Origin of the sequence: Halococcus sp. PRR34 (assembly GCF_028617175.1) — an archaeon.
In the GTDB taxonomy this organism is placed as follows: Archaea; Halobacteriota; Halobacteria; order Halobacteriales; family Halococcaceae; genus Halococcus; species Halococcus salifodinae.
In genome coordinates, this window is the sequence record NZ_JAQJDA010000027.1 from 1 (window position 1) to 21,946 (window position 21,946).

19 protein-coding genes are annotated in these 21,946 nt (G+C 57.2%); 7 read left to right on the forward strand and 12 right to left on the reverse strand.

All coding sequences use genetic code 11. The features are described 5' to 3' along the window. Nucleotides 1–51 precede the first annotated feature (51 nt). The 3 genes from PHA81_RS18865 to PHA81_RS18875 all read right to left on the reverse strand — a co-directional run bounded on the left by PHA81_RS18865 (nucleotide 52) and on the right by PHA81_RS18875 (nucleotide 3,724). Nucleotides 52–1,005 (reverse strand): IS4 family transposase, encoded by a 954-nt coding sequence (locus PHA81_RS18865; protein ID WP_273838193.1) that lies wholly within the window; start codon nucleotides 1,003–1,005, stop codon nucleotides 52–54. 189 nt (nucleotides 1,006–1,194) lie between these two features. Further along, nucleotides 1,195–1,503: a hypothetical protein gene (locus PHA81_RS18870; protein ID WP_273838195.1), complete on the reverse strand. Its 309-nt coding sequence runs from the start codon at nucleotides 1,501–1,503 to the stop codon at nucleotides 1,195–1,197. Nucleotides 1,504–1,723: 220 nt separating this feature from the next. Then, nucleotides 1,724–3,724, reverse strand: a complete 2,001-nt coding sequence (locus tag PHA81_RS18875) for a transposase (protein ID WP_273838197.1) — start codon at nucleotides 3,722–3,724, stop codon at nucleotides 1,724–1,726. A gap of 265 nt (nucleotides 3,725–3,989) precedes the next feature. On the opposite strand from PHA81_RS18875, the gene PHA81_RS18880 reads away from it, so the two are divergent. From PHA81_RS18880 to PHA81_RS18895, 4 genes are all read left to right on the forward strand, one after another. Continuing rightward, nucleotides 3,990–4,640, forward strand: a complete 651-nt coding sequence (locus PHA81_RS18880) for a helix-turn-helix domain-containing protein (protein WP_273838198.1) — start codon at nucleotides 3,990–3,992, stop codon at nucleotides 4,638–4,640. Between the two features lie 61 nt (nucleotides 4,641–4,701). Then, nucleotides 4,702–5,595 carry a ribonucleotide-diphosphate reductase subunit beta gene (locus tag PHA81_RS18885; protein WP_273838201.1) on the forward strand — a complete coding sequence of 298 codons (894 nt, stop codon included), beginning with the start codon at nucleotides 4,702–4,704 and terminating at the stop codon, nucleotides 5,593–5,595. 84 nt (nucleotides 5,596–5,679) lie between these two features. Next, nucleotides 5,680–7,242, forward strand: a complete 1,563-nt coding sequence (locus PHA81_RS18890) for an aldehyde dehydrogenase family protein (RefSeq protein ID WP_273838205.1) — start codon at nucleotides 5,680–5,682, stop codon at nucleotides 7,240–7,242. A gap of 1 nt (nucleotide 7,243) precedes the next feature. Next, nucleotides 7,244–8,212 (forward strand): NADPH:quinone oxidoreductase family protein, encoded by a 969-nt coding sequence (locus tag PHA81_RS18895; protein WP_273838207.1) that lies wholly within the window; start codon nucleotides 7,244–7,246, stop codon nucleotides 8,210–8,212. Nucleotides 8,213–8,245: 33 nt separating this feature from the next. Here the strand turns inward: PHA81_RS18895 and PHA81_RS18900 are convergent, their stop codons facing one another. The 6 genes from PHA81_RS18900 to PHA81_RS18925 all read right to left on the reverse strand — a co-directional run bounded on the left by PHA81_RS18900 (nucleotide 8,246) and on the right by PHA81_RS18925 (nucleotide 16,868). Next, nucleotides 8,246–9,433: a cytochrome P450 gene (locus tag PHA81_RS18900; RefSeq protein ID WP_273838272.1), complete on the reverse strand. Its 1,188-nt coding sequence runs from the start codon at nucleotides 9,431–9,433 to the stop codon at nucleotides 8,246–8,248. A 488-nt stretch (nucleotides 9,434–9,921) separates the two neighbouring features. Beyond that, nucleotides 9,922–11,502, reverse strand: coding sequence for a TrkH family potassium uptake protein (locus tag PHA81_RS18905; RefSeq protein WP_273838209.1), 1,581 nt, complete (start codon nucleotides 11,500–11,502; stop codon nucleotides 9,922–9,924). A gap of 1 nt (nucleotide 11,503) precedes the next feature. Next, nucleotides 11,504–12,214: a TrkA family potassium uptake protein gene (locus PHA81_RS18910; RefSeq protein ID WP_273838212.1), complete on the reverse strand. Its 711-nt coding sequence runs from the start codon at nucleotides 12,212–12,214 to the stop codon at nucleotides 11,504–11,506. Then, nucleotides 12,202–12,555 carry a hypothetical protein gene (locus tag PHA81_RS18915; RefSeq protein WP_273838214.1) on the reverse strand — a complete coding sequence of 118 codons (354 nt, stop codon included), beginning with the start codon at nucleotides 12,553–12,555 and terminating at the stop codon, nucleotides 12,202–12,204. Before PHA81_RS18915 ends, PHA81_RS18910 begins: the two co-directional genes overlap by 13 nt. A gap of 27 nt (nucleotides 12,556–12,582) precedes the next feature. Next, complete coding sequence (locus tag PHA81_RS18920; RefSeq protein ID WP_273838216.1) at nucleotides 12,583–14,919, reverse strand: amino acid permease; 2,337 nt, start codon at nucleotides 14,917–14,919, stop codon at nucleotides 12,583–12,585. A 950-nt stretch (nucleotides 14,920–15,869) separates the two neighbouring features. Beyond that, the gene (locus PHA81_RS18925) at nucleotides 15,870–16,868 is read right to left on the reverse strand and encodes a universal stress protein (RefSeq protein WP_273838218.1); all 999 of its coding nucleotides are present in this window, start codon (nucleotides 16,866–16,868) and stop codon (nucleotides 15,870–15,872) included. Between the two features lie 252 nt (nucleotides 16,869–17,120). Here PHA81_RS18925 and PHA81_RS18930 point away from each other — a divergent pair, with 252 nt between their 5' ends. Then, nucleotides 17,121–17,789: a TrkA family potassium uptake protein gene (locus PHA81_RS18930; protein ID WP_273838220.1), complete on the forward strand. Its 669-nt coding sequence runs from the start codon at nucleotides 17,121–17,123 to the stop codon at nucleotides 17,787–17,789. Nucleotides 17,790–17,842: 53 nt separating this feature from the next. On the opposite strand, the gene PHA81_RS18935 is transcribed toward PHA81_RS18930, so the two are convergent. Beyond that, the gene (locus PHA81_RS18935) at nucleotides 17,843–18,610 is read right to left on the reverse strand and encodes a MarR family transcriptional regulator (protein ID WP_273838221.1); all 768 of its coding nucleotides are present in this window, start codon (nucleotides 18,608–18,610) and stop codon (nucleotides 17,843–17,845) included. Between the two features lie 196 nt (nucleotides 18,611–18,806). Between PHA81_RS18935 and PHA81_RS18940 the strand changes: the two genes are divergently transcribed. Together PHA81_RS18940 and PHA81_RS18945 are read left to right on the forward strand one after the other, a co-directional pair. Then, the gene (locus PHA81_RS18940; RefSeq protein WP_273838223.1) at nucleotides 18,807–19,028 is read left to right on the forward strand and encodes a hypothetical protein; all 222 of its coding nucleotides are present in this window, start codon (nucleotides 18,807–18,809) and stop codon (nucleotides 19,026–19,028) included. A gap of 258 nt (nucleotides 19,029–19,286) precedes the next feature. Then, complete coding sequence (locus PHA81_RS18945) at nucleotides 19,287–20,090, forward strand: DUF4238 domain-containing protein (RefSeq protein WP_273838225.1); 804 nt, start codon at nucleotides 19,287–19,289, stop codon at nucleotides 20,088–20,090. Between the two features lie 22 nt (nucleotides 20,091–20,112). Here PHA81_RS18945 and PHA81_RS18950 read toward each other — a convergent pair whose 3' ends face one another. Next, complete coding sequence (locus PHA81_RS18950) at nucleotides 20,113–20,481, reverse strand: hypothetical protein (protein WP_273838227.1); 369 nt, start codon at nucleotides 20,479–20,481, stop codon at nucleotides 20,113–20,115. A 279-nt stretch (nucleotides 20,482–20,760) separates the two neighbouring features. Beyond that, entirely contained in the window at nucleotides 20,761–21,933 is a 1,173-nt protein-coding gene (locus tag PHA81_RS18955; RefSeq protein WP_273838229.1) for an ISH3 family transposase, read from the reverse strand. Nucleotides 21,934–21,946 lie beyond the last annotated feature (13 nt).

Genomic DNA, 21,946 nt, shown 5'->3' on the forward strand with positions numbered 1-21,946 from the left:
CCCGTTTATAATTGGTGGGGGTTCCCCAGGGGGTTTGGGTTTTTTGTGGGTTCAGGCGGTGGGTGGGTGTTGGGTTTTTTTTTTTTTTTTTTTTTTTTTTTTGTGTGTTTTGGGTTTTTTTTTTTTTTTTTTTTTTTTTTGGGGGGGGGGGGGGGGGGCCGCCCCCCCCCCCCCGCGGAACTGCTTCGTATCCCATGAGCGTGTGCCCGCGTACGGTCCACGTCTGAATGCCACTTCGACCTCGACGTCGACGTATTTGCGGTGGAGATCCTCCGCAATCTCGAAGACCTTCTCGCCTTCCAGCGGAATGGCGCGGCCGCGCCATTCCCGCAGTTCTGCAACGATTTCCGGCTTCGTATTGGTTTTGAGCCGGCTCACGAAGTAGCCGCCGTTCTCGTCGATTCGGGCGAAGCGGCGGTACTTGAAGTACGCCAAATCGAGGATCAGCAACCGCCCTTCCAGCCACGAGCCCGTTTTGAACTCGGTGCTGTCGTGAGGACGCTCGCCAGTGATGGAGATTTTCTCGATGGTTTGGTCAGTAACGTTGTGGAGCAGGTGGAGCTTCGCTCCAGCCTGCTCCTCGCGGAGTCCCTGGTATTCCTCGCGCAGAAATCGATGTAGCCGCAGAATGGTTGCATCGGCGATCATCACGTCTCTGAAGCGCTCGAACTCGTCGCTCACGGTGTGTGGAACGGCGACCTCGTCGAGCGCGAACTCGACGAGGTCGCGGAGATATGCGGCAAACAGCGGTGTCAACCGTTGATAGAAACCGCCGGGCGAGAGCGTCTTGTCAGCAGTAGCGTTGTAGGCGCGACGGAACGCGGCGAGTGTTCGGCTCTCGCCTGCGGCGAAGCCGAACACGAGCGCCCAGACCAGTGCGGGAATCTGGATTTTGCTGTCGCGGTCGACCACGCCGACTGCCTCGGCGTGGTCTTCCAGCGCAGTCGATGGAAAGAGCGTAGTGAGTCGGCGTTCAATCCGCCGTGAGGAGGGATCGGTAGCCATTACCTCACCCTCCTCATTCCGTTCACGAACCAACTTCGATACCGACCGCAGTCATGCAGTTTGTCTCTTAGCTAAAGACGGATGGTCGTCATTACATGTGAGATTCCGGCGTCGCTTCGCACCTCGAACGATTGCATCCGAGTCTTCACGCAGGGCTGCGCGGGTGAGAAATCGCGTGGCAGCGAGGACTTACTCACTTCCGTCCAACCGCGGCAGGTCGCCCGCGAACTCGCGGTTCATCACGTCCACCACGAACAGTTTGATCTCGTGGAGGAGCTCCTCACGGTCGGCGTACGAACGCACCGTCGTCTCCCAGCGTCGGGTCACCGAACCAATCATCGCACTCGAGAGGGAGTCCTCGTGGACGAACAGCACACGCTCTTGGCGGCTCGCCGTCACAGGATCAGTCTCGTCGTCCGCGTAGAACGCTTCGAGCACAGAGCCGGTTTCGATCCCGACACCCAGATTCCGGCCGACGTGCGGCGCGACGAATACCACTACATTGCTCGCGCGGGCGAATTCGATACTCTCTGATGTCGGCTAGCTAGATTTGTCATGCACAGACCGGATGTTCATTCTAACGCGCTCTCGTGTGTAGTAAACGAACGGCAGTCTCCATCATCCTTCCATTTCAGAATCAGATCAAAACAACACGAAATAAAGCGGCGTGAAACAGCGCCGCCGCTCACGAATCGGGCGAACATGGGAGAGGTCGGCGTCAGTCGGGTGGGTCGAGACCGTAGAATTGCTTCGCCACGGTCAGAAACTGGTTCGCGTCCACACGCGGCTCATACGTCTTGTTCTCGCCGTCGATGGCGAGCTTCACGAGGAGATCGACGAGTCGCCAAACGTTATACAGCACGCACGCGAACGCGAAGTTGAAGAACCGATAGTCACTCTCGGTCGAGGTGGTCCGCACCATGAAGTGCTTCTGCTTCTTAAACCCATTCTCGATACCCCAACGACGGCGATACCACCGGATTAGCCGCTCGATCATGTGGATAAATTCCTTCCCGTCCATCTGCTGATCGTCGGCATCACGCGCTGTCACGTAGGGGTGGTTCGTCTCGAAGACGACGGTTTCGCTGGTGTCTACGTCTCCGTCCTGCGCTTTCTCTTTGCGCTCTTCGGTTTCCTCTTCGCGCTGAATATCAGCGAGTAGCCGTGAGAACGACATGCGCTCGCTTGGTTCACCGTCCACGTCTTCGAACTCCCACTCACCGCACAGCTCCGTCCACACTTCTGAAAGGCTGTCGTCTTCGTCATCGTCGTCCGAGTTCGACTGCTGCGGGAGATAGATTTGCTTGCGTGTGGGCGTCCCGTCGTCGGACTCCTCCTCAATGACGTGGAAGCGTTTGCCGTTGCGGTACATCCACGCGATGGTCTCAGCCTCGTCGCTGCGGTCGAAGATGCGCGTCGGGTTGAGATAGTGAACACCGTACTCCTCGCAGGTCTCCTTTACTGGACCGCTATCGAATTCGCGGTCCATCATCACGAGGTCGAGATTGACCATCTCGGTCGTGTGTTCGAGCAATTTCTCCACGATCTCATCTTTCGATTGGCCTCGTTCGCGCGGGATGGCGTCGAGCACCAGCGGCACGTCCATCCCGACGATCTTGAGCACCGCCCACTGGTAGTAGTCGCTGCCGTCCTTGTACCCGAGGATATCGTCCTCGTGATCCTCTGAATCGCCGGTAAACGGAAATCCCTTGGTCACGTCGATGGCCGCCCAGAGTTTGCCGGTGAGTTCGCCGTTTTGTCGGGCGCGGGCGATGATCATCCGCGTGGTGTTCCGCAGCATTGAGCGAATTTCACCGACCGAGTGCTTGCCGATCTGATACCGGTGGGTCGATCCAGTTGGAATACGATCGCGTGTCGTATCGAGTGAGAACGAGGCTGGGCCGCTCCGGGCATACATGTCCTCGCGCATCCCCATGTAGGCGTGCTGCTCCCAGAAAGCGTTCTCGTGAATTTCCCAGTTCGGTCCTCGGTCGAGCGCGAACGCATCGCAGACGAACGGTTTCGCCTGCTGCCACACCTCGTCGGTTTTCTGTGCGAGCAGTTGGCGTTCCGGACAGTCAGCGGAGTCGGGTTCGCTCGCCTCGCTGGTGCTGACTCGCTCGGGTAATGAGACATCGCAGGCACGTGCGGCCTTCACAATCCCCTCAGCACACTCCTGTACGGTGTCACGTAGAGCCTCGCTGAAGCGGTGGTTCCACGCGCGCCAGAACGTCGATTGGTTTGGGAGCGTCTCGAATCCGAGTCCACGACGAAGTGACGGATTCGCCCGTAGGTGGTCGTGGAGGGCGGTCTCGTCCCAGCTGTTGATCCCTTCGATGATGAACGTCCGCACCAGTATCGCCATCGGATACGGTCCCGAGTACGGCGCTAACGAATCATACGCGGCAAACGTGAGGTGGTCAATCGGGAGCCGAGAGACCAACATCTCGATATCTGCGTAATCCGTCGCGCGTTCGCACTGCGACTGCGCGATGGTAGAGACATCCGCAACGAATCCGTCGAGAGCATCGTCCGACCCGTCAAGTTCGTCTTCGAAAAACCGGGTCTGTCCGTGATAATCGGTAGCGTCGACGACGAGAGCCGCCGCAACCATCTCCGTTGTGTCGTTCAGCCGGTTCGCGGCGGGTGATTTCGCGTCGCTACGTGCGTCCGTGTCGGGTGAATCCACGTCCGACTCTGACTGTGAATTCGCCCCCATGGCATCTGTCTCACCCGCAACCACGAGTCACCCGACAAGCAGACGGAAGGGCAGTGTCGCCCGTTCGATTACGTCCTGTGGTGCGGTGAGTGCTGTGCCATAGGTTTTGTCGGGTATAACGACCGTACCGCGGACGAGCATATAATCGGCCCGGTTTCCACTCTATGCCCCCGCTGGGTCTATCGTTGGGAGGGTTTGAATCGACCATCTCACACCACGTAGGCCCTTTTATTACTGAAGAGAGTCTCTCTTCACTCGAATACCAATGACTCTCGTTGTCGAGTTCGATCTGATCTCGGAGCGATTACCGCTAACAGCGGTTGCCGCTACTGCTCTGGACTCAACTCTCAGAATTGATGATATTCTGACTTCCGAGCACAGCCAGCCGGTGATTATCTTCTGGGTCGAAGGCGAGACATTCGATACCCTCGAAACGGCACTCGACGAGACAGCGGTGGCGACATACAGTGTCCTCGGAACGACACAGAATCGTCGTCTCTATCGCGTGGAGTTATCCGAACAACCGCCAGCCATCTACACTGAGTTCGTTCGATTGGATACCGCCCCAATCAACGCGACGGTCACGCCGACGGGATGGCGAGCACGTATCCGTTTTTCCGACCGTGAGGCACTCGCCGAGTTCCACGACTCCTGTGAAACGTACGATATTACGTTTCGACTCGACCAGATATTCGAAGCCTCACCCGAGACCGACGACGAGTATGGACTCACGCCAAAACAGCGCGAAACGCTGCTTGCTGCCCACGAAGCCAGCTATTTCTCGATTCCTCGGACTGGCTCCTTAGAGGAGATTGGGGCTGAACTCGGCGTGTCCGCACCGTCAGTTTCCGAACGACTTCGCCGCGCACAGGACCGACTCATTCGACATACTGTCGCTCTCGACGAACGGGGTTGATAAATGCCACAACGAGTTAGGCTCAACACTCGTTCACCTACGGGGCCTACTCATAGTTGTCATGGTGACCACTGACGCACCGATGCAGATCGATACTGATGCACAGATGTTCAAATACTACCGCCACGCTGTCGAGAAACACTGGGACCCTCATAACATCGACCTCGACGACGACCGCGAAAACATTGCCGAACTCGACGATGAAGAATTCGAGGGATTGAAGCGCGCACTCGCGCTGTTCGGTGCGGGCGAAGATGCCGTCGCGGAGGACCTCGCACCGCTGGCAGTCGTACTTGATGACTTCGAGGACCAGCTGTTCATCACGACCCAGCTCTACGAGGAAGCCAAACACTCGGACTTCTTCGACCGGTACTGGCGCGAAGTGATCCACGCGGCAGAAGATGACCGTGGGCAGGAACACTCCTCGCCGGCTGACGAGCGGTGGTTCTCGGACGAATACGACGAGCTGTTCGAGCGCAACGAGGCTGCAATGGCCAAACTGCTCGACGACGACACCGCCGAGAACCGCGCGAAAGCGTACTCACACTACCACATGACCGTCGAGGGAATCCTCGCCCAGACCGGCTACTACGGACTCACGCGCCAGTTCGACGAGGACACCTATCCTGACCTTCCCCATCTGCCAGGACTGGTCTCGGGTCTCACCTACATTCGCAGCGATGAAGGCCGCCACGTTGGCTTCGGGATGGCGAAGCTCAAGGAACTCGTCGAAACCGAGCGCGTACAGCCAGCCGTCATCGAGGAGACTGTCGGTGATCTCCTGCCGTTGGTGCAGGCGGCGATTCCGAGCTACGAGCGTGCCGGTGACGAAGGTGTCACACCGACAGAACTCACCGACTATGCGACGAACAAGCACGAACAGCGCATGAAACAGATCACTTCCGCGAGCGAACGCATCCCCGATGTCGAGGAGCTAACCTCGCTCGCCGACTGATGCCGAGCATAGCGATACGAGCCAGAACAAGCAACACGGGCCGCATCCCGTCTGCACATCCATAACATATCCGTAGGACATCCCATGTCACAGGCAACACAGACTGAGAAATCAACGATTTCGGTCGATGCGGAGTGGAATCGACTCTACCTCAACGGCGAACACTCGCCGGGCGACCGTGATTCGCTCGTGGTCGAAAATCCATCGACGCACGAGCAGATCGCCACGGTTCCGAAAGGAACCGTCGAAGATGTCAACGACGCCTACGAGATCGCCACAACCGCTCAGACAGAATGGGCGGAACGGTCACCGGGCGAGCGCGCGGCCATCATCTCCCGTGCGGTGGGAGTACTCCGTGACAACCGCGAGAGTATTCTCGAACTGCTGGCCGTCGAATCTGGGACCACGAAGACGAAGGGCGTGAGTGAATTCGAGAGCGCCGCCGGCATCACGCAGGAGGCGGCAAGCTTTCCGACGCGGATTTCTGGTGACCACCGTGCATCGAACATCGAGGACAAGGAGAATCTCGTCAAACGCGAACCCGTCGGCGTGGTGGGTGTCATCTCGCCGTGGAACTTCCCGCTCCATCTCTCGATTCGGGCGGTCGCGCCGGCGCTCGCGGCCGGGAATGGCGTCGTTCTCAAACCCGCATCCGACACGCCGATCACCGGTGGATTGCTCATCGCGCGCGTCTTCGAAGCGGCCGGTCTGCCCGATGGTCTCCTCAATGTCGTTCCGGGGAGGGGCTCAGAAATCGGTGACCGGATGGCTGGGCATCCCGCCGCTGGTGTCATTGCGTTCACCGGGTCGACAGCTGTCGGTCGTCAGGTCGCAAAACAGGCGGTCGACCATCTCGCGTATCCTGCGATGGAACTCGGTGGAAACGGCCCACACGTCGTGCTCGACGATGCTGATGTCGAGAAGGCAGTCGACGCTGGCGCGTTCGGTACGTTCCTCCATCAGGGGCAGATCTGTATCTCTATCAACCGCCACCTCGTCCACGAATCGCTCTACGACGACTACGTCGAAACACTCACCGAAAAGGCGGCCTCCCTCCCTGTCGGCGATCCGACCACGGAAGAGACAGTCATCGGGCCGATCATCAACGAGAGTCAGCGCGATCAGATGCTCGGGTACGTCGAAGAGACAGTCGACGCGGGTGCAACGCTCGAAGTCGGCGGTGAAGCCGTCTCGCTCGACGATATCGACGGCACGACGACACAAGCTGGGGACCTCGATACAGCGACCACGCTCGGCGACGCCAATGGATCGTTCGTGCTCCCGACGGTGCTCTCGGGGGCGACCAACGAGATGGCAGCCGCGTGTAACGAACACTTCGGACCGATTGCACCAGTGATTCCGTTCGCTGACACCGATGAAGCGGTCGAACTGGCGAACGACACCGACTACGGACTCGCCGCGTCAGTGTACGGCAACGACATTGGTCGTGCCCAGCGGATTGCCAACCGAATCGATGCCGGAATGGTTCACGTCAACGACCAGCCAGTGAACGACGAACCACACGTTCCGTTTGGTGGCTACAAATCATCAGGTATCGGTCGGTTCAACGGCGAGTACGTTCTCGATGAGTTCACCCAACCGAAATGGATCTCGGTTCAGAACGAACCTCGGGAGTACCCACTCTAACATGAAAGCGATCGAAATACGAGAGTTCGGCGGGAGCAGCGTTCTCGAATCAACGGACAACGAAGTTCCCGAACCCGGTTCGGGAGAGGTTCGGATCGCGGTCGAAGCCGCAGGCATCAACTTCGCAGATATCATGCAGCGCCGCGGCCACTACCAAGGCGGTCCGGAACCACCGTATGTGCCAGGAATGGAAGCTGCTGGCACAATCGATGCGGTCGGCGATGGTGTGGATAGGGAAATCGGTGAGCGGGTTGTCGCCATGAGCGAGGAAACATATGCCGAGTACGTCACCGCGAACGAGACCGCCCTCTTCGACATACCCGAATCGATGAGCTTCGCAGAAGCTGCGGGCTTTCCCGTACAGTTTCTGACTGCCCACAACACTCTGTTCGAGCGAGGCGGACTGGAGGAGGGCGAACGCGTGTTGATCCACGCGGCGGCAGGCGGCGTCGGTACCGCGGCGACCCAACTCGCAAGCGAAGCCGGTGCGGAGGTATTCGGGACGGCAAGTACGCAGGAGAAACTCGATCTCGCCGAACAACTCGGCGTGGATCACACGATCAACTACACTGAGACGGATTTCGCCGAGGAAGTGAACGAACGCACCGACGATGAGGGCGTTGACCTCGTGCTCGATGGTATCGGTGGTGACACCACCGCACAGAGCCTCGATTGCCTCGCACATTTCGGACGGATGGTCTCGTATGGCGCGGCGAGCGGCCAACCCGGCACGCCCGACACCAGCACGCTCTTGTTCAATAACCACACTATGTACGGATATCACCTTGGACAGTCGATGCAACGCGACCCGGAACGGGTCCTCAGTGCGGTGCCTCATCTCACCGAGTTGCTGACGAACGGCAACCTCGAAGTGGTAGTCGGTGAGACCTTCCCACTGGATGCGGCTGCCGACGCCCATGAGTATATCGAGGACAGGGAGAGCAGCGGAAAAGTCGTACTGGAGCCGTAAGGCGACTCCTTGAAGCCGACAATAACAGGATTTTCACGTACTGAACTGTACTAGCAGCCGCTGGACTCCATAGAGGAACGAGCTCCCGACAGGTTGGAGTTCCGTTTCGGAGACTTGCATCGTCTCGAAGCGGTCAAACAGTGTCGAGAGAGCAGTTCTCGCTTCGAGACGTGCCAAGTGTAGCCCGAGACAGTAGTGAACGCCACTGCCGAACGCGAGATGCTGATTCGGCGATCTGTCCGGAACGAACGTGTCGGGATCGTCGAACTGGTCGCCATCATGGTTTGCTGCGCCGTTCCACGCGACGACTCTGTCACCAGCTTTGACATCGTGATCGCCGAGTTGTGTGTCGGTTGCTGCTATTCGTGAGACCGCTTGAATCGGCGATTGGTACCGGAGCACTTCTTCGATGGCGAGTTCGAGCGAGGCGTTGTCGCGGACTGATTCGATCCCATCGGGGAGCGTTGCGAAACACCGAACCGCATTCGTGATCAGATTCGTGGTCGTGACATTCCCGGCGATCAACAATAATGCGAGAAAGCCGAGCGTTTCGCCTTCCGAGAGGGTGGCACCCTCGACTTCGGCGTGAATGACCTCACTGATGAGGTCATCGCGTGGATCTTCCTGACGCTGTTCGATCAAGTCCGTGAAGTACGTCGCCATCTCGGATTGGGCCTGTAGCTGTTCTTCCCTGACTGTCTCTGCGCTCACCGTGGCTGCTCCGGGACCCTCAACGATGGTATCGGACCACTGTTTGAACTGCTCGCGGTCGTCCGCCGGCACACCGATGAGTTCGGCGATCACGGTGACGGGCAGCGGCGTGGCGAGGTCCGCGACGATATCCATTTCACCGTCATCGACGACGGCATTGATGTACTCGTTGGTGATGTCCTTGATGTGCGGGGCGAGATGTTTCACCGCACCGGGCTTGAACGGGTCGTCGACGACTTTTCGGAGCTCGTCGTGGCGTGGTGGGTCGGTATTGAGCATGGTTTCGAGAGCCATGCCCTCGATTTCATTCTCGCCCTGTGCTGTCAGCGGTCGCTCCGAGGAAAATTCCTCCGCGTTGTGGAGAACGCCTTGAACGTCGTCGTAGCGAAACACGTCCCAACACTCGCGGTCCTCGTCGTAGCGAATCGGTGACTCTTCGCGCATCTCTCGATACCACGGGAACGGATCGAGTTGTGCTTCCTGCGTCGAGAGTGCGTCCGGCTGAGCCACTGGTCCTGCCTGTCCTGAAGTTGCCATACTCTGTATTCACATAGCACCTGTATAACGATTCTGGCTGATAAATCATCATAGTCATGTTTGCTGAAGCCGGGCAGGTAGATTTTTTATGTACGTTGGGAGCTGGGATCAATTGGCAGCCTAAATTTCGTATAAAGCTATGCATGACAAATCGACCTAGCCGAGTTCAGATCCGTGATTTCGGTCGTAGTAGCTTCGCCTCCTTGGCTATCCAATATTTCGACAAAAAGATCGGGTGGGTATTTCTGTTGGTGTCCGTCCTTTTCGTTTGCCATGTCAATCTCTATTTTCGTCATAGGAATAGATGCGGTAGTATAGTTATGGTTCTATTGGTGATGTCAGAGGTCGGCTAGGTGGATTCGTCATGCACGGTTACCCACGTAATTATCCCCTGTCTGGATACCTTTCGAGACTCCTTTCATCGAACACACCCAGCCGACCTCAGCTACGATAGCACTGAGCTACGGATTAACCCCGTAGATCAGCGATCGAGCGAACACGAGTACCGGAATGATTTCGAGTCGCCCGATCCACATATTGATGACAAGCATTCCCTCTGCGATCGGGTGCATCGAGGGGCCGGTGATCCCTGTCGAGAGACCGACGTTGCCCTGCGCACTCGCCACCTCGAACAGGGCGTCCGCATAGCTGAATTCTGGTCCAACCAGATTCGAGAGGACTACGCTTCCTCCGATCAGAACGAGTATCCAGAGCAAACTCACAATAGCGGCCTCACTGAACTCGCGTTCCATCTCTTCTCTGTTGAGTTGCCGGTCACCGATGTGGGTGCTCACGACGGCACTTACAGGTAGGAACACCCGGGAGAACTGCCAGCGGATGCCGCGTGCGATGGTATAGCCTCGGATGATCTTGATGCCGCCGACCGTCGAGCCGGCCGCGCCGCCGAGCACCATCGCGCCTGACGTGATGAGTTTCCCACCTGCACTCCACCGGCCGACCGGCGAGGACTGAAATCCCGTACAGGTGAGCGCGCTCACGAACTGGAAGGCCGAATCGCGCAGCGAGAGTGCTGGTGCAAACGTGTGGAGGTTTTGGAGTGTCAAAACGACGATTCCACCACCGAGGAGGATGAACAGCCAGCGCGTCTGGAGGTCGGCAACCAGCGCTCGAATGTCGCGGTTTTTGAGGACGGCGTAGTGGATCGGGAACGCGATCGCACCAAGAGTCATGATCGGCAGCAGGACGGTCTCGACCAGCGGCGAGTCGTAGGTCGCAATCGAGTTGTCCGTCACCGAGAACCCACCCGTAGCGAGACCGGTCATCGCGTGGTTGAGCGCCTGCCACGCCGCTGTCGCGGGCGAGAGCGGCTCGCTCACGAGCAGCGCCCCGAACAGCACGACCACCGCAACGACGGTGTAGCCGAGGAAGATCTTCCAGACCGTCCGCACGGTCGACACGATGCTCGGATGGATGCGCTCCTCGCGTGCCTCGCTGCGGTAGAGGGTGTAGCTCCCGCTGCCGGGCCGCGAGAGGATCGACACCGTGAGCACGATCACGCCGACGCCGCCGACCCACTGGATGAGCGAGCGCCACCACAGCAGCGCGCGCGGCAGCGAGGGCTCGTGGACCGCCATCGTCAGCCCGCTGCCGGTCCAGCCCGACATCGACTCGAAGACGGCGTGCAGCGGGTTCGCGAAATACTGGAGACTCGACGTGGCGTAGCTCGCTCCCTCAGGGACGTAGGCGGCCGCATCGGCCGGCGAGAGCAGGTGCGCCGAGAGGAAAAAGGGGAGCGCACCGAAGACAGCGGTGAGCAGCCAGCCGGCGGCGGCGATGATCATTCCGTGTTTCATCCGCGGAGCGGGCGCGTCGGTGAAGACGCGTCTGGCGGACCCGCCGACCGCGAGAGTAAGGATGGCGGCGAGGAAAAACGCGAGCGCGATGCCGTACTCGCCGAACGCGAGCCCGATCAGCGCGGAGCCGCCCATGAGCGCCGACTCCATCAGAAGCAATGAACCAACGTCACGAACAATAGTAGCGAGATCAGCCGGGAGCCCGGCGATAGTATGTCCTTGACGCATTTCAGCGTCGTTGGTGGTTGGTTCGGGGGGCTCCGGCGTGGTCTTCGAAGTGCCCGAAAACGTCTGTGACGCCGGGAACCGCGCCTTCGGCCGAATATATCACAAGCAAATCGCCTGCCTCGATACGCGTGTCACCACGAGGAGTGATCGGTTCCTCACCGTTGCGGTCGATGGCGACAATCAGCGTTTCCGCAGGCAGCAATCCGTCTGTGTCGGCCTCGGCGACCGTTTGATCGGCAATCGGGGCCTCCTCGCCAACGGTGATTTCGAAAATCTCTGCGCGTTCACCGATGCGCATGAAGTCGACAATGGACGGCCGTTTCACGGCGCGGTAGAGATACTCGGCGATCAACCGCTGTGGATTCTCCATCCCGTTAACCCCGATCTGGCGGAAGACGTTCAGGTGTTCGGGATCGTGAACGACCGATACCACGCTGGGAACGTCGAGTTCCTGGGCGAGCAGGCAGACCATGATGTTGGTCGCGTCGTGTTCGGTCGTCGAGATCAGCGCGTCCGCGCGGTCGGCTCCAGCCTCTTCGAGCGTGTCCTTGATCGTGGCATTATCGTTGAGTACGAGACAGTCGTATGCAGCAGCGGCCGCCTCGGCCCTCGACTCGTCACGTTCGATGACGACTACCTCGTTGCCGCCAGCGGTAGCGACCTCGATCAGTGGGGTGCCAATGTCGCCCGCCCCGACGATCACGATGTACATTCATCCACCACCTTCCCGATATAGACCCAGTGGAGATCTTCCTCACCAGTAACGTATCTCTCCGATCGCACGTGGTAGAGGTACGGTCCATGCGGGCACTCGTCGCACCCATCGGCGCAATCCTGACGCTTGACCACGGTTGTGTGGGTCCCATGATCTTCGATAGAGACGATTTCCTCGTTCGGCCCGGCCTCGATTCTCGAAGCTGGATCGATACGAGAATTCAGGAGGGCTTGTCCGTAGTCGAGGACAGCACGGAGTGATTCATCATCGAGCTGGCTGAGTTCAGCCACCATCGATGACGGCAGGACATTCGGTGGCGTCGGATTGTTGTTTTGCATTATATGGATCTCTCGTCTGTTCTCTCACTATTGCTGTTGACTTCTGAACCAGCGCGTCAAGCGGGACGTGATCCCTTGATGGCGCTTCGCCATGATCACCGTGTGTTTCGCCCGTCGACCGACTTCTTCGGGGATGCCACCGAAGACGATCTGCTGTAGTAAGCCTTCCCTCGTGGCCCCGATAACGGTATGATCGTGGTTGTCGCTCTCCTCGATGATACGCTCGGCAATATCCGTCCCTTCGAGAAGTGAGCTTTCGACACGATCATACTCGTCGATGACATCGGTGGCCGACTCTAGCCGCTCGCGGGCGTCCTCACGCTCGTCCTCGCCGGCTCCCGGCTCGATCACGTACACCACGTTGATACGCGCGTCCTGTGGCCGAGCGATCGCACGAGCGATTTCCGCGGCGTACTCAGCGTGGGGGCCGCCTGCCGTCGGCAGCAGTATCGAGTCGACGTCTTCGACGGGACTGATGCGCTCGACGAGTACGTCGCATTTGGCTTGCGTCACGACCTGATCGACGTTGCTGCCGAGAACGAAGTCGGTGCGACGACCACGACCCCGCCACCCCATGAGAATCGCATCGCTATCGTGCTGTTCGACCGTGTTCAGAATGGCAGGTGCGACATCGTGGCCAATACGGATTGTTCCTCTCACCGGAACGTCAGCCTCCTCCGCAATCGACATCGCTTTCTCAAGTGTCTCGCGTTCGTCGTCCACGAATCTCCGACCTTCGTCGAGCGGCGTCTGCTGGGGAACCGTCACGACGCTGATGACGTGAATCTCGGCGTCCATATCGCGGGCAATGTCGATGGCACTCAGCATCAACGGCTCCGCGCTCTCAGGATTGGCTACAGGGACGACGAGCTGAGACTCACGGTCGGCAGGCGTCTGTTCGGTGGTGAGCGTCGGGGTTTCCTCTTCGAGCTTTTCGGCTTCTTTCCCCGCCGAATATCCGTAGTAGATAACGAGTCCGAGAGCCATCCAGATCGTCGTCACACCGAGTGCGATAAGCCCCTCGTTGCTGGTCCCGATACCGATGGCCTCCAGCCCGAGTTCGTAGATGATGAACGGCAACAGGATGAGTAGGAGAACGATACCGATGATCGGCGGCCACGGCATGTACGGAATTTCGAAAGTGCGCGGGAGGTCCGGGTGGGTACTCCGCATCTTGATGACCGTCCAGTTCACCTGCAAGAACAACAAAATGAACATGATGTCCGCTGCGGCAGCGACGCTCTCGATGGGCAGTGCAACAGCCATAGCCATGATGAGCACCATCGAGACGATGATTGCGACGTGTGGAGTCTTCTTGTCGGGATGGATATTGTTGAACATACCCGGCAGGACGCGATCGCGTCCCATCGCGAACGACACCCGGCTGGAAGAGTACACCGTCGCGTTGAGCGCGCTCGTCGTCGAGGCCAGTCCGGCGACGATCAAAAGCAGAGCACCATACGGGAGGAACTGTTCGGCTGCACGGATCAGCCCGAGTTCGCCGAGGTTCTGGAGGACTTGCCAGACGAATACTTGGTCCGGTGGCCGACTGATCCCTGCAATCTCAAGAATTTCCGGCGTTATATTGAGCCCGCCAATCAGGGCGAACGCGACGAGCACGTAGACCGGGACGACGATGATAAGCGAGTAGAACACTGCCTTGGGGACGTTTTCACCCGGGTTGACGACCTCCTCGCCGGATTGGACGATGATCTCGTAGCCCTCAAACGCGATGAACGTAAAGCCCATCGCGCCGATGATACCGGCGACGCCGGCAGGAGCAAACGAAGGCTGTGATAGGAATGTTGCCGGCCAGTTCGGGTTGCTGAACGTTGCGAGGGCACCGAAGAGGATGAACAACCCGAGAATCACGAGCTTGATCACAACGACAACGAGCTCTGCGCTACCGGTCTCCTCCGCGCCGCGGTAGTTGATGTAAGCAAACGCAGCGATGACCACCACTGCGATCGCTTTTTCGAGGATATGGCGAGTGATGAAACCAAAGAAGGCGAATTCGCGCCCAAGATCACTGAAGACGACGAAAAACTCGGTGAAAAACACACCAAAGGTTACGGCGTACAATGCACACGCGACAGCATGCGCAAACCAACTCATCCATCCTGCATAGAAGCCGTTCGGATCTACTAATGCTTCTTTGACCCAGAGATAGCCGCCGCCGGCTTCGGGGAACGCCGCGCCGAGTTCGGCGTACGAGATGGCGATGAACAGCGCAACGATTCCATTGAGAACGAATGCTATCGTAATCGCGGGGCCGGCGATACCTGCGGCGAAGCCGGTGAGCGCGAACACACCAGCACCGATCATCGCACCGACACCGATCATCGTGATGTCGGTGAGACTCATGTCCCGGGAGAGCTCCGTCTCTACTGCTCCCGAGCCATCTCCGGTTGAATTCGTCTCTTGAGTAGGGTCAGTCATGGTTCAACGGTGGGCATTGTGTATCGGGAGCAGATGGTGGATTGTCCCAGTGCTCAGTTCATTCGTCTCATCGGAGCTGTCCGCGAGCATCATTCGATCGGACCACCTGCAATCCACCAGTCGTATACCGACGTGCTGCCGGTGTCGCGTTGGGCCATCACCACCACGCTTCGTCGGATGTGTGATTTCCATCGGTATTCATAGGCCGAGGAATTCGCTAGCTGCGCGCTCTCTTGCTTGGCTGATTTTGTGAGTCATAGATGGATACCCCTCGAACCGCAATTCGAGCGCCGCAATTATGGTGACTGACAGGGCTCATGAACATCGTCAGATAGCTATCCACATGAGCCTTGTGTTATTAGCAAGTGCAGAAGAGAGGTTTATACGCTACCTGTGGTAAACATACTTGGGATGCTGTAGAATCATGATTAGGACCAGTAGCCGTGTAAGACTGTTAGTGCGGTTATCCGGACGAGAGCTGCCCCCAAGCCAAAACCAACAAACGCTGCCAACAGCGATATCTGGTTCCGAACACCGTCGACTCCATCGAGTAAGTGAAGGACAATCAACGAAGAAGTTTCAATACAAATGGTGAAGCCGAAAACCAATCCGAGCGTTGTGAAATACAGGTCCGACGTGAATGACAAAAACTGATAGTGTGGGTTCCAAAGTCCGACAGTGATGAAAAGCAGTCCTCCAACCACGTATAGCAAAAAGATGCCGGCGAGAACAAACAAGAGCGCGAGCGACAGTCGCACACCGAGAGTACATCCACGCTCAAGCCAGGTCGCTATTCGACTCCTCAGCGAACGCTCTGGGTAGGCTGTGAGTTCCTCGTCCGACTGCATAGGATCCCTCACAGTCCTTCCAGTCAACTATTCGGAGCCAGAGTTCGCTCGTACGTCATCGCCTTTCAGCCAACGATAGTAGAGGGACGTACGGACGGGCGTGTTTTCTTTTGCCATCAAGACCGTCTCGTCCGCACCGCTCCTCACCCGTTCCGGATCCGATCCGTATACGAACTGCTTCAACAGACCCTGTGTCGGTGCGCCGATGACCGTCACATCGTACTCGTCCGAGCGTTCGATGATCTCTTCAGCGATGGTGTCCGTCTCGACGATGGTGGTTTCGACATCTACCATACTGAGTGCGTGCGCCGCTGCCTCGACGACGTTTTCGGCGTCGACGCGTTCGCCGTCCGTCGCATCTTCTGCCACCCCGTGAACCACGTCCACTTGTGCGTCGGCTTCCGCAGCAAGTGCCTCGGCGATCTCGGAAGCGAGCCCGGAATGAGGTCCTTCGGCAGCTGCGAGGAGGATTCGCTGTGGCTGTTCGGGTGGTGAACCGACGTTGTCCTGTGGTGAATCTCCTCCGAACCGTTGAACGAAGACATCACCTTTGGCCCGTGCGGCGAGTTTTTCGACGGTATCACCCGAAAGAAGACGACGACGTTGTGAAGATTCGTCCCGTACACCCAATAGGACGGCGCTACAGTCGTGGTGGCTGGTCAAGTCGAGGATCGCACTGACTTCGTCGTGGGTGATGCAGACCCCCCCACTAACGGGAATATGCTTTCCCAACTGTTCAGTATATCCGATAAATCGATCGACTTCTTGACGCGCTTGTTCGGCTATCGCATCGCTTTCGACGAGAGATAGTGGTGTCTGCTCCGGAATGTGAAGGATATTCCGTATCAAGATCTCGCCATCACGGTTACGAGCAATAGCCCGCGCCGTCTGGAGTAGCCGCTCGACATCGCCCTCCAGACGACGCTCAATGTCGGAATCGAGGATTGGGACGAGTATTCGGTACGAACTATCAGTCGCGTTGGTCGCGTCGCTTTCCGTGCTCGGTCCGTTTTGTTTACTTGACATGGTTGTTCAGCCTCTACAACCCCGTGCCACATAAATGTGTGCTTCACAGGTATTACAAACCTATGCTATTCGCAGTGCCTGGATGTTAGGATATCTAAATGGGATTGGCGATGAAAGAGCGTACCTCCATTCATCTGCGTCTGTACCGGGTTCAACCGTTCGTTTCCGAATCGCGCATCGAGACGATTCGCTACGAGCGAGCCACGCTAATCGTAGCAGAGGGCATTTGTCTATGGATTTCGAGAACCTCTCATGAACATCGTCATTGTTGGTGCTGGCCGTATTGGGAGTCACGCGATCGAGCTGACCACACGCGAACAGGAACACGACGTAATCGTCATCGAAAAAGCCCCTGAGACGGCCGAGGCGGTCAGCGAGAAGTATGACTGTCTTATGATCAACGGCGATGCAACCTCTCGGGAGGTGCTCACTGAGGCAAGCGTCCCGGAGGCAGATGCGTTGATCAGCACCACCGACGACGATTCGGTTAATCTCACAGTGATGATGCTCGGACGCGAGCTCGGCGCGTCCTCACTCGTGAGCGCGGTTCAGGACCCCGGTCATCTCAGTCTCTTTCGTGAGCTCGGAGTCAACGTCATCCAGAATCCACAGCGTCTCACAGCGCAGTACCTCGTCCACTCGATCCAGCGTCCCTCGATACGGGATTTCATGAGACTCGGTGAAGGTGCTGAAATCTTCGAGATTCCGATCACAGTGAATGCCCCCGTCGGGGACAAAACGCTTCAAGAGGCCAACGAAGGGGGGTTGATCCCTGATGAGACGATCGTGGTTGCGATCGATCGCGACGGCGAGTTGCTCATTCCCGAGGGTGACACGGTGATCAAGCGAGGAGATCTCGTCACGGTGTTCTCGCGAGAAGGAGCGACCTCACAGGTCGTAACACCGTTCACCGGCGAGTAATCCGTATTGGGTGTCATAGCACCGATTCTTCGGCGTAAATCAGGGACGTTCGATCACTGGACCCACGTCTCTTTACTGGTTTGTTCCTGAAGCGCCGTGCGAAACCGTTCCGACTGCAAAAGTGCTGCACGAAACTGTTCCGACTCCACGAGTTCTTCGAGGAGTTCTTCGGAGTCCAAGAGCACGTCGACCAGTCGCTCGCTCGTCAGCCGCTCGTCAGGGAGTTCCTCCGCATCAAGCAAGTCGCCATCTAGCTGTGCCGAGCGAAGGTCGTCGATCGCTATCTCGCCGGAGAGCAGATCAAGCGATTTGAAGTTCAGTCGCCAGCCGCCTCCGCGTTCGGCTGGTATCGTCACTAACAAGTCGAGGTCCGCTAGGATATGGAGCCGCTGAAGAACGTACGGTTCGCGCAAATCGAGCTCGTCGGTGATCGTGGACGAATCGGCTTCACCGTTGTGTTTGGCGAGCACTTGGAGAATATAGAGGTCATCAAGCGTGATCGGGCTATGGTCCTCCCCTTCCGTTTGTCGTGCTTCCAACAATCGCTCCATGACTCGCTCGCCAAACTCGCTGGCCGTCACGTGGTCGTATTCTGAGCGGAGCTGAAAGGTGATTAGCCCCTTATCCGTAATCGTGTACTGGTTCGAACGCTCCGATGGCCCCACTTTTTCCAGGAGACCCTTTCCGGTCAGTTCGGCCAGTCGATTGTTGATGTACTGACGGTCTCGATCGAGCACTTCGGCCAGATTCGGCGCGATGTGACGCTCACCATCGCTCACCTCCTGAAGAATGTCGAAGTCCGTCGGTTTGATGAGTTTCATGTTTAGTCCTTCGTCACCCGACTCCATTACTCTTATGTCCACCGGATGTGTGCTGCATACATTTTTATCGCAAATGTGATCAACACATGTTTATACTGTAGCCGATTATCGAGCCAGTAACCGACCGGTAAGGACCATCCACTTCGGCACACCGAATGGAACGTCGAAGTCGTCCACCGGCCGAAACCGTCCATCCATGATATCGAAACGCGCATCGACAGTTCCCACCGAAGTAAACGTCGGGACTGTCCTCTACGACCACCAGCATCAGGAGAACATCGTGGTGCTCGTGGTCGACAGCACCGGCATTACCCTCCAGCGAGCGGACGGGCAGATGTACGTCCCCCGCTCGCTGTTCGAGAAGAAGTACGGCTCGCAATGGACTCCCAGCGACGATTGTCCGGAGTGGTGCGCATGAGCCGAGCAGAGTCAGAGGCCGTCCCCGCCGTACCCGAATCGCTTCCGCGTGCGCTCGTGGGACAGCTTGAGGACCTGGATGAGTCCGAACTTCGCGAGGCCTTCGAGTACAGCCGTTCGTTGCTCCGCTCACGACACGAGGATCAATATCGACGTGAGCGGGGTGAGAGGCACGATTGGACACGTCGAGACGGGGACGAAGATCGATTAGCGATGAGAGAAGCGATTCCCTGTAGCGATAGATGCGAAGTGTGCCCTGATGGGCTGTATCTCTATCATATCACATTCGCGCTGTTTCAAGACGAGTATATCTAATGTTGCCGCCGAAGACTTTTTCTACGATGGAAAAACGAAATTGGTTCCTGAGGTTGAGAATTTCTTGGAGAAGTTAGAGCAAAAGGTGGGCGCGCCATATAAGAAGATTATCAATAAAGAGAACCTTCACTGTTTAACCACCAACGAGAAGGGTGTTTTAGCGTATTTTCTCGGAGTCCAATCAATTCGGACACGTGGTGAGAGATCTTCAATTAAAGGGATGATTCAAGCAATCGAAAATGAAATTCCTCGAGAAAATATGTCCAATGACTTCAAGAAAGAGATCGACGATATGAAACAGGATGAATCACTACGGAAAGTGCAAAACAGCTTGATAAAAGATGGTGCGAAGGATTTCGCACGAATGTTGTTAGACTTAGAATGGCATCTGTTTATAAATGCCACGGATTTACCGTATTATACCTCTGACTACCCGGTAGCAAAGCATAATGAGTTTAATCTCGGTCCTTACGGAGACCTAGGGCTTCGTAGTCGCGGAGTTCAAATCTATTTCCCGCTAAATCCGTGGATGATGCTTTCAATTATTGAACCGAGTATGTATCCAAACCTGCCAGAGGTATCTAAGAGGGCTGATCGAGAGAATATAGTATTCCAGCGCGACTTGCAGGTGCAGCGATCAAATCGGTTTGTGTACAGTCATATGAATGATTTTGACCAAGCGGAAAGGAGGGTCAAATCGACTCCTCAGGTAGCGAAGCCGCTGAGTGATCGTGTTTCCGTCCAGTGATCATTGGGATCTGGCAGTTATGTTAGTGGTCCACAAAGTAGACTAGAGGGTCCCATTCATTATTCTCATCATAATGGGGTGATTCTCTTTGGCTCCACCCTGCTTCTCGCCAGATGCCGTTGAACAAGGATCGAAGTTGTATCTCGGTTTCCTCCCCAGGGTCAACTATTATATGATCTTCATACTGATCTTCGCTGAATGGTGTTGGTCTTCCTCTCGAATAGATGTCGCCGCCCAGCAATGCACCTTCAATGCCGATTAAGCCCACAGAGATGTAGAGTGGTTTTGAGGTATTTGTTTGATCGAAGATATCTCTGGCAGAATTGATTGTTAAGGCGATTTCCGCATCCAGTCTTCTCCCGTCAATGAGTTTCTCATCTCCTCGGTTCATCATTAGTTGGGTGCTTACTCCTTCGAACCAACCATCTCGGTGAATCGCCACGTAATCTCGTTACTTCCCAACCGAGTTCTCTCAGTGTCCGTTGAGCGCGTATAATAGACACTATTTGGATAATTTTCTCCCAGTATTCTGATACAAACTCTTGCTGAAGCAGGAGACAGCTACCAGCCCGAGTGTCCGTGCTGATAACACCGGCATTTAGCCCGGATTCGCCGTTTTCTGCGTACAGCTGTTGCTACCTGGAGGCGGGTACAGGCCGCGGGCTGGCCCTCAGCCCGCGGCCGTCCCGTACGACGCTGGCGCTCCTATCCCGTTCGTCTTGACCTTCCACCGCCGTTGGAGCTGTTCTTCGAGCTCATGACGAATCCAGTCGCAGAACGTCTTGAACGTGAACTCTTCGGGCAGGTCGCGCCCGCCGCGTCGCGGGCGGGCGACGACCGCCCACCGCAACACCAACCACAGATTCTCCAAGAGGGCCGCAACCACCATGAACGCAAACCGCACGACGGGATCACGCGTCGTCGTGATCCCGCGTGCCTGCCGTAAGAGGCGGTAGCTCGTTTCGATCGCTGAGCGCTTCCGATAGAGCCGCTCGACCTGCTTCGGTGAACGATCTCCGACACCACACGCTACGTAGCCACGCACTACCTCTCCATGCTTCCCACGATCACCGTTGTGGTAGGAGACAGCCACCGCGAGCGGGAAACGCAGTTCCCGCTCGCTGTCTTTGTACATGCGATAGGTCGTCATGTACGACTTGTGGATATCGAGTTTCGCCTTCATCCGCTCACCCTTCTTCGGCACGTGAACCACCGTCGCGGTAATATCACGAGCACGGCGGATGATGCGTTCGTTGTAGAACCCAGAATCAGCCAGCAGCACCTCGATCTCGAAGGGATAGGCTTCGACGCGGCCGAGCACGCGCTCGACCGCGTCGGCCTCGTCTTCGTCACTCCGGACATAGGTCATTGCCAGCGTCACCGGCTTCCCGTTCGAGACGACGTACGCTGTACAGTACCGATGGCAGGTTGTCGTCCCATCTTTGGGGGCCATCGAACAGAGTTCGCCTTCGTCGTCGAGATGAACGCCGTGATAGGGGTTATCGATGAAGTCGATAGAGACGATTCTCGACCTTGCTCGGTCGAGAATCGTCAGGGCAAGATGTCTGAGTAGCAGGTTAGCGACGAACTCAAGCCAGCTTCGATCAAGCGTATGCAGCCATTCCAAAACAGTGTCATCACACGGTGTTCCGTCGGTGTCGTTGCACGTTTCCCAGATCGAGGCCTGGTTAGCGCAAGCTAAGATGACGACGATCCAGATGTCGCCGGGGTCGAGGGGACTCCCCTCGACACCCGGCAGCGGGAGCTGTCCAATGAGATCCGCCGCTAGGTCTTTGACATCCGACGCCGAAAGATGATCGTCTGGTTCCGAGATATTGAACACATCTGGAACCAGA

What these genes read in the sequence shown, in the direction of transcription:
- PHA81_RS18865 (WP_273838193.1), bottom strand. Translation starts at nt 1,005, where the DNA reads ATGGCTACCGATCCCTCCTCACGGCGGATTGAACGCCGACTCACTACG.
- PHA81_RS18875 (WP_273838197.1), bottom strand. Translation starts at nt 3,724, where the DNA reads ATGGGGGCGAATTCACAGTCAGAGTCGGACGTGGATTCACCCGACACG.
- PHA81_RS18880 (WP_273838198.1), top strand. Translation starts at nt 3,990, where the DNA reads ATGACTCTCGTTGTCGAGTTCGATCTGATCTCGGAGCGATTACCGCTA.
- PHA81_RS18885 (WP_273838201.1), top strand. Translation starts at nt 4,702, where the DNA reads ATGGTGACCACTGACGCACCGATGCAGATCGATACTGATGCACAGATG.
- PHA81_RS18890 (WP_273838205.1), top strand. Translation starts at nt 5,680, where the DNA reads ATGTCACAGGCAACACAGACTGAGAAATCAACGATTTCGGTCGATGCG.
- PHA81_RS18895 (WP_273838207.1), top strand. Translation starts at nt 7,244, where the DNA reads ATGAAAGCGATCGAAATACGAGAGTTCGGCGGGAGCAGCGTTCTCGAA.
- PHA81_RS18905 (WP_273838209.1), bottom strand. Translation starts at nt 11,502, where the DNA reads ATGCGTCAAGGACATACTATCGCCGGGCTCCCGGCTGATCTCGCTACT.
- PHA81_RS18910 (WP_273838212.1), bottom strand. Translation starts at nt 12,214, where the DNA reads ATGTACATCGTGATCGTCGGGGCGGGCGACATTGGCACCCCACTGATC.
- PHA81_RS18915 (WP_273838214.1), bottom strand. Translation starts at nt 12,555, where the DNA reads ATGCAAAACAACAATCCGACGCCACCGAATGTCCTGCCGTCATCGATG.
- PHA81_RS18920 (WP_273838216.1), bottom strand. Translation starts at nt 14,919, where the DNA reads ATGAGTCTCACCGACATCACGATGATCGGTGTCGGTGCGATGATCGGT.
- PHA81_RS18925 (WP_273838218.1), bottom strand. Translation starts at nt 16,868, where the DNA reads ATGTCAAGTAAACAAAACGGACCGAGCACGGAAAGCGACGCGACCAAC.
- PHA81_RS18930 (WP_273838220.1), top strand. Translation starts at nt 17,121, where the DNA reads ATGAACATCGTCATTGTTGGTGCTGGCCGTATTGGGAGTCACGCGATC.
- PHA81_RS18935 (WP_273838221.1), bottom strand. Translation starts at nt 18,610, where the DNA reads ATGAAACTCATCAAACCGACGGACTTCGACATTCTTCAGGAGGTGAGC.
- PHA81_RS18940 (WP_273838223.1), top strand. Translation starts at nt 18,807, where the DNA reads ATGATATCGAAACGCGCATCGACAGTTCCCACCGAAGTAAACGTCGGG.
- PHA81_RS18945 (WP_273838225.1), top strand. Translation starts at nt 19,287, where the DNA reads ATGGGCTGTATCTCTATCATATCACATTCGCGCTGTTTCAAGACGAGT.
- PHA81_RS18950 (WP_273838227.1), bottom strand. Translation starts at nt 20,481, where the DNA reads ATGAACCGAGGAGATGAGAAACTCATTGACGGGAGAAGACTGGATGCG.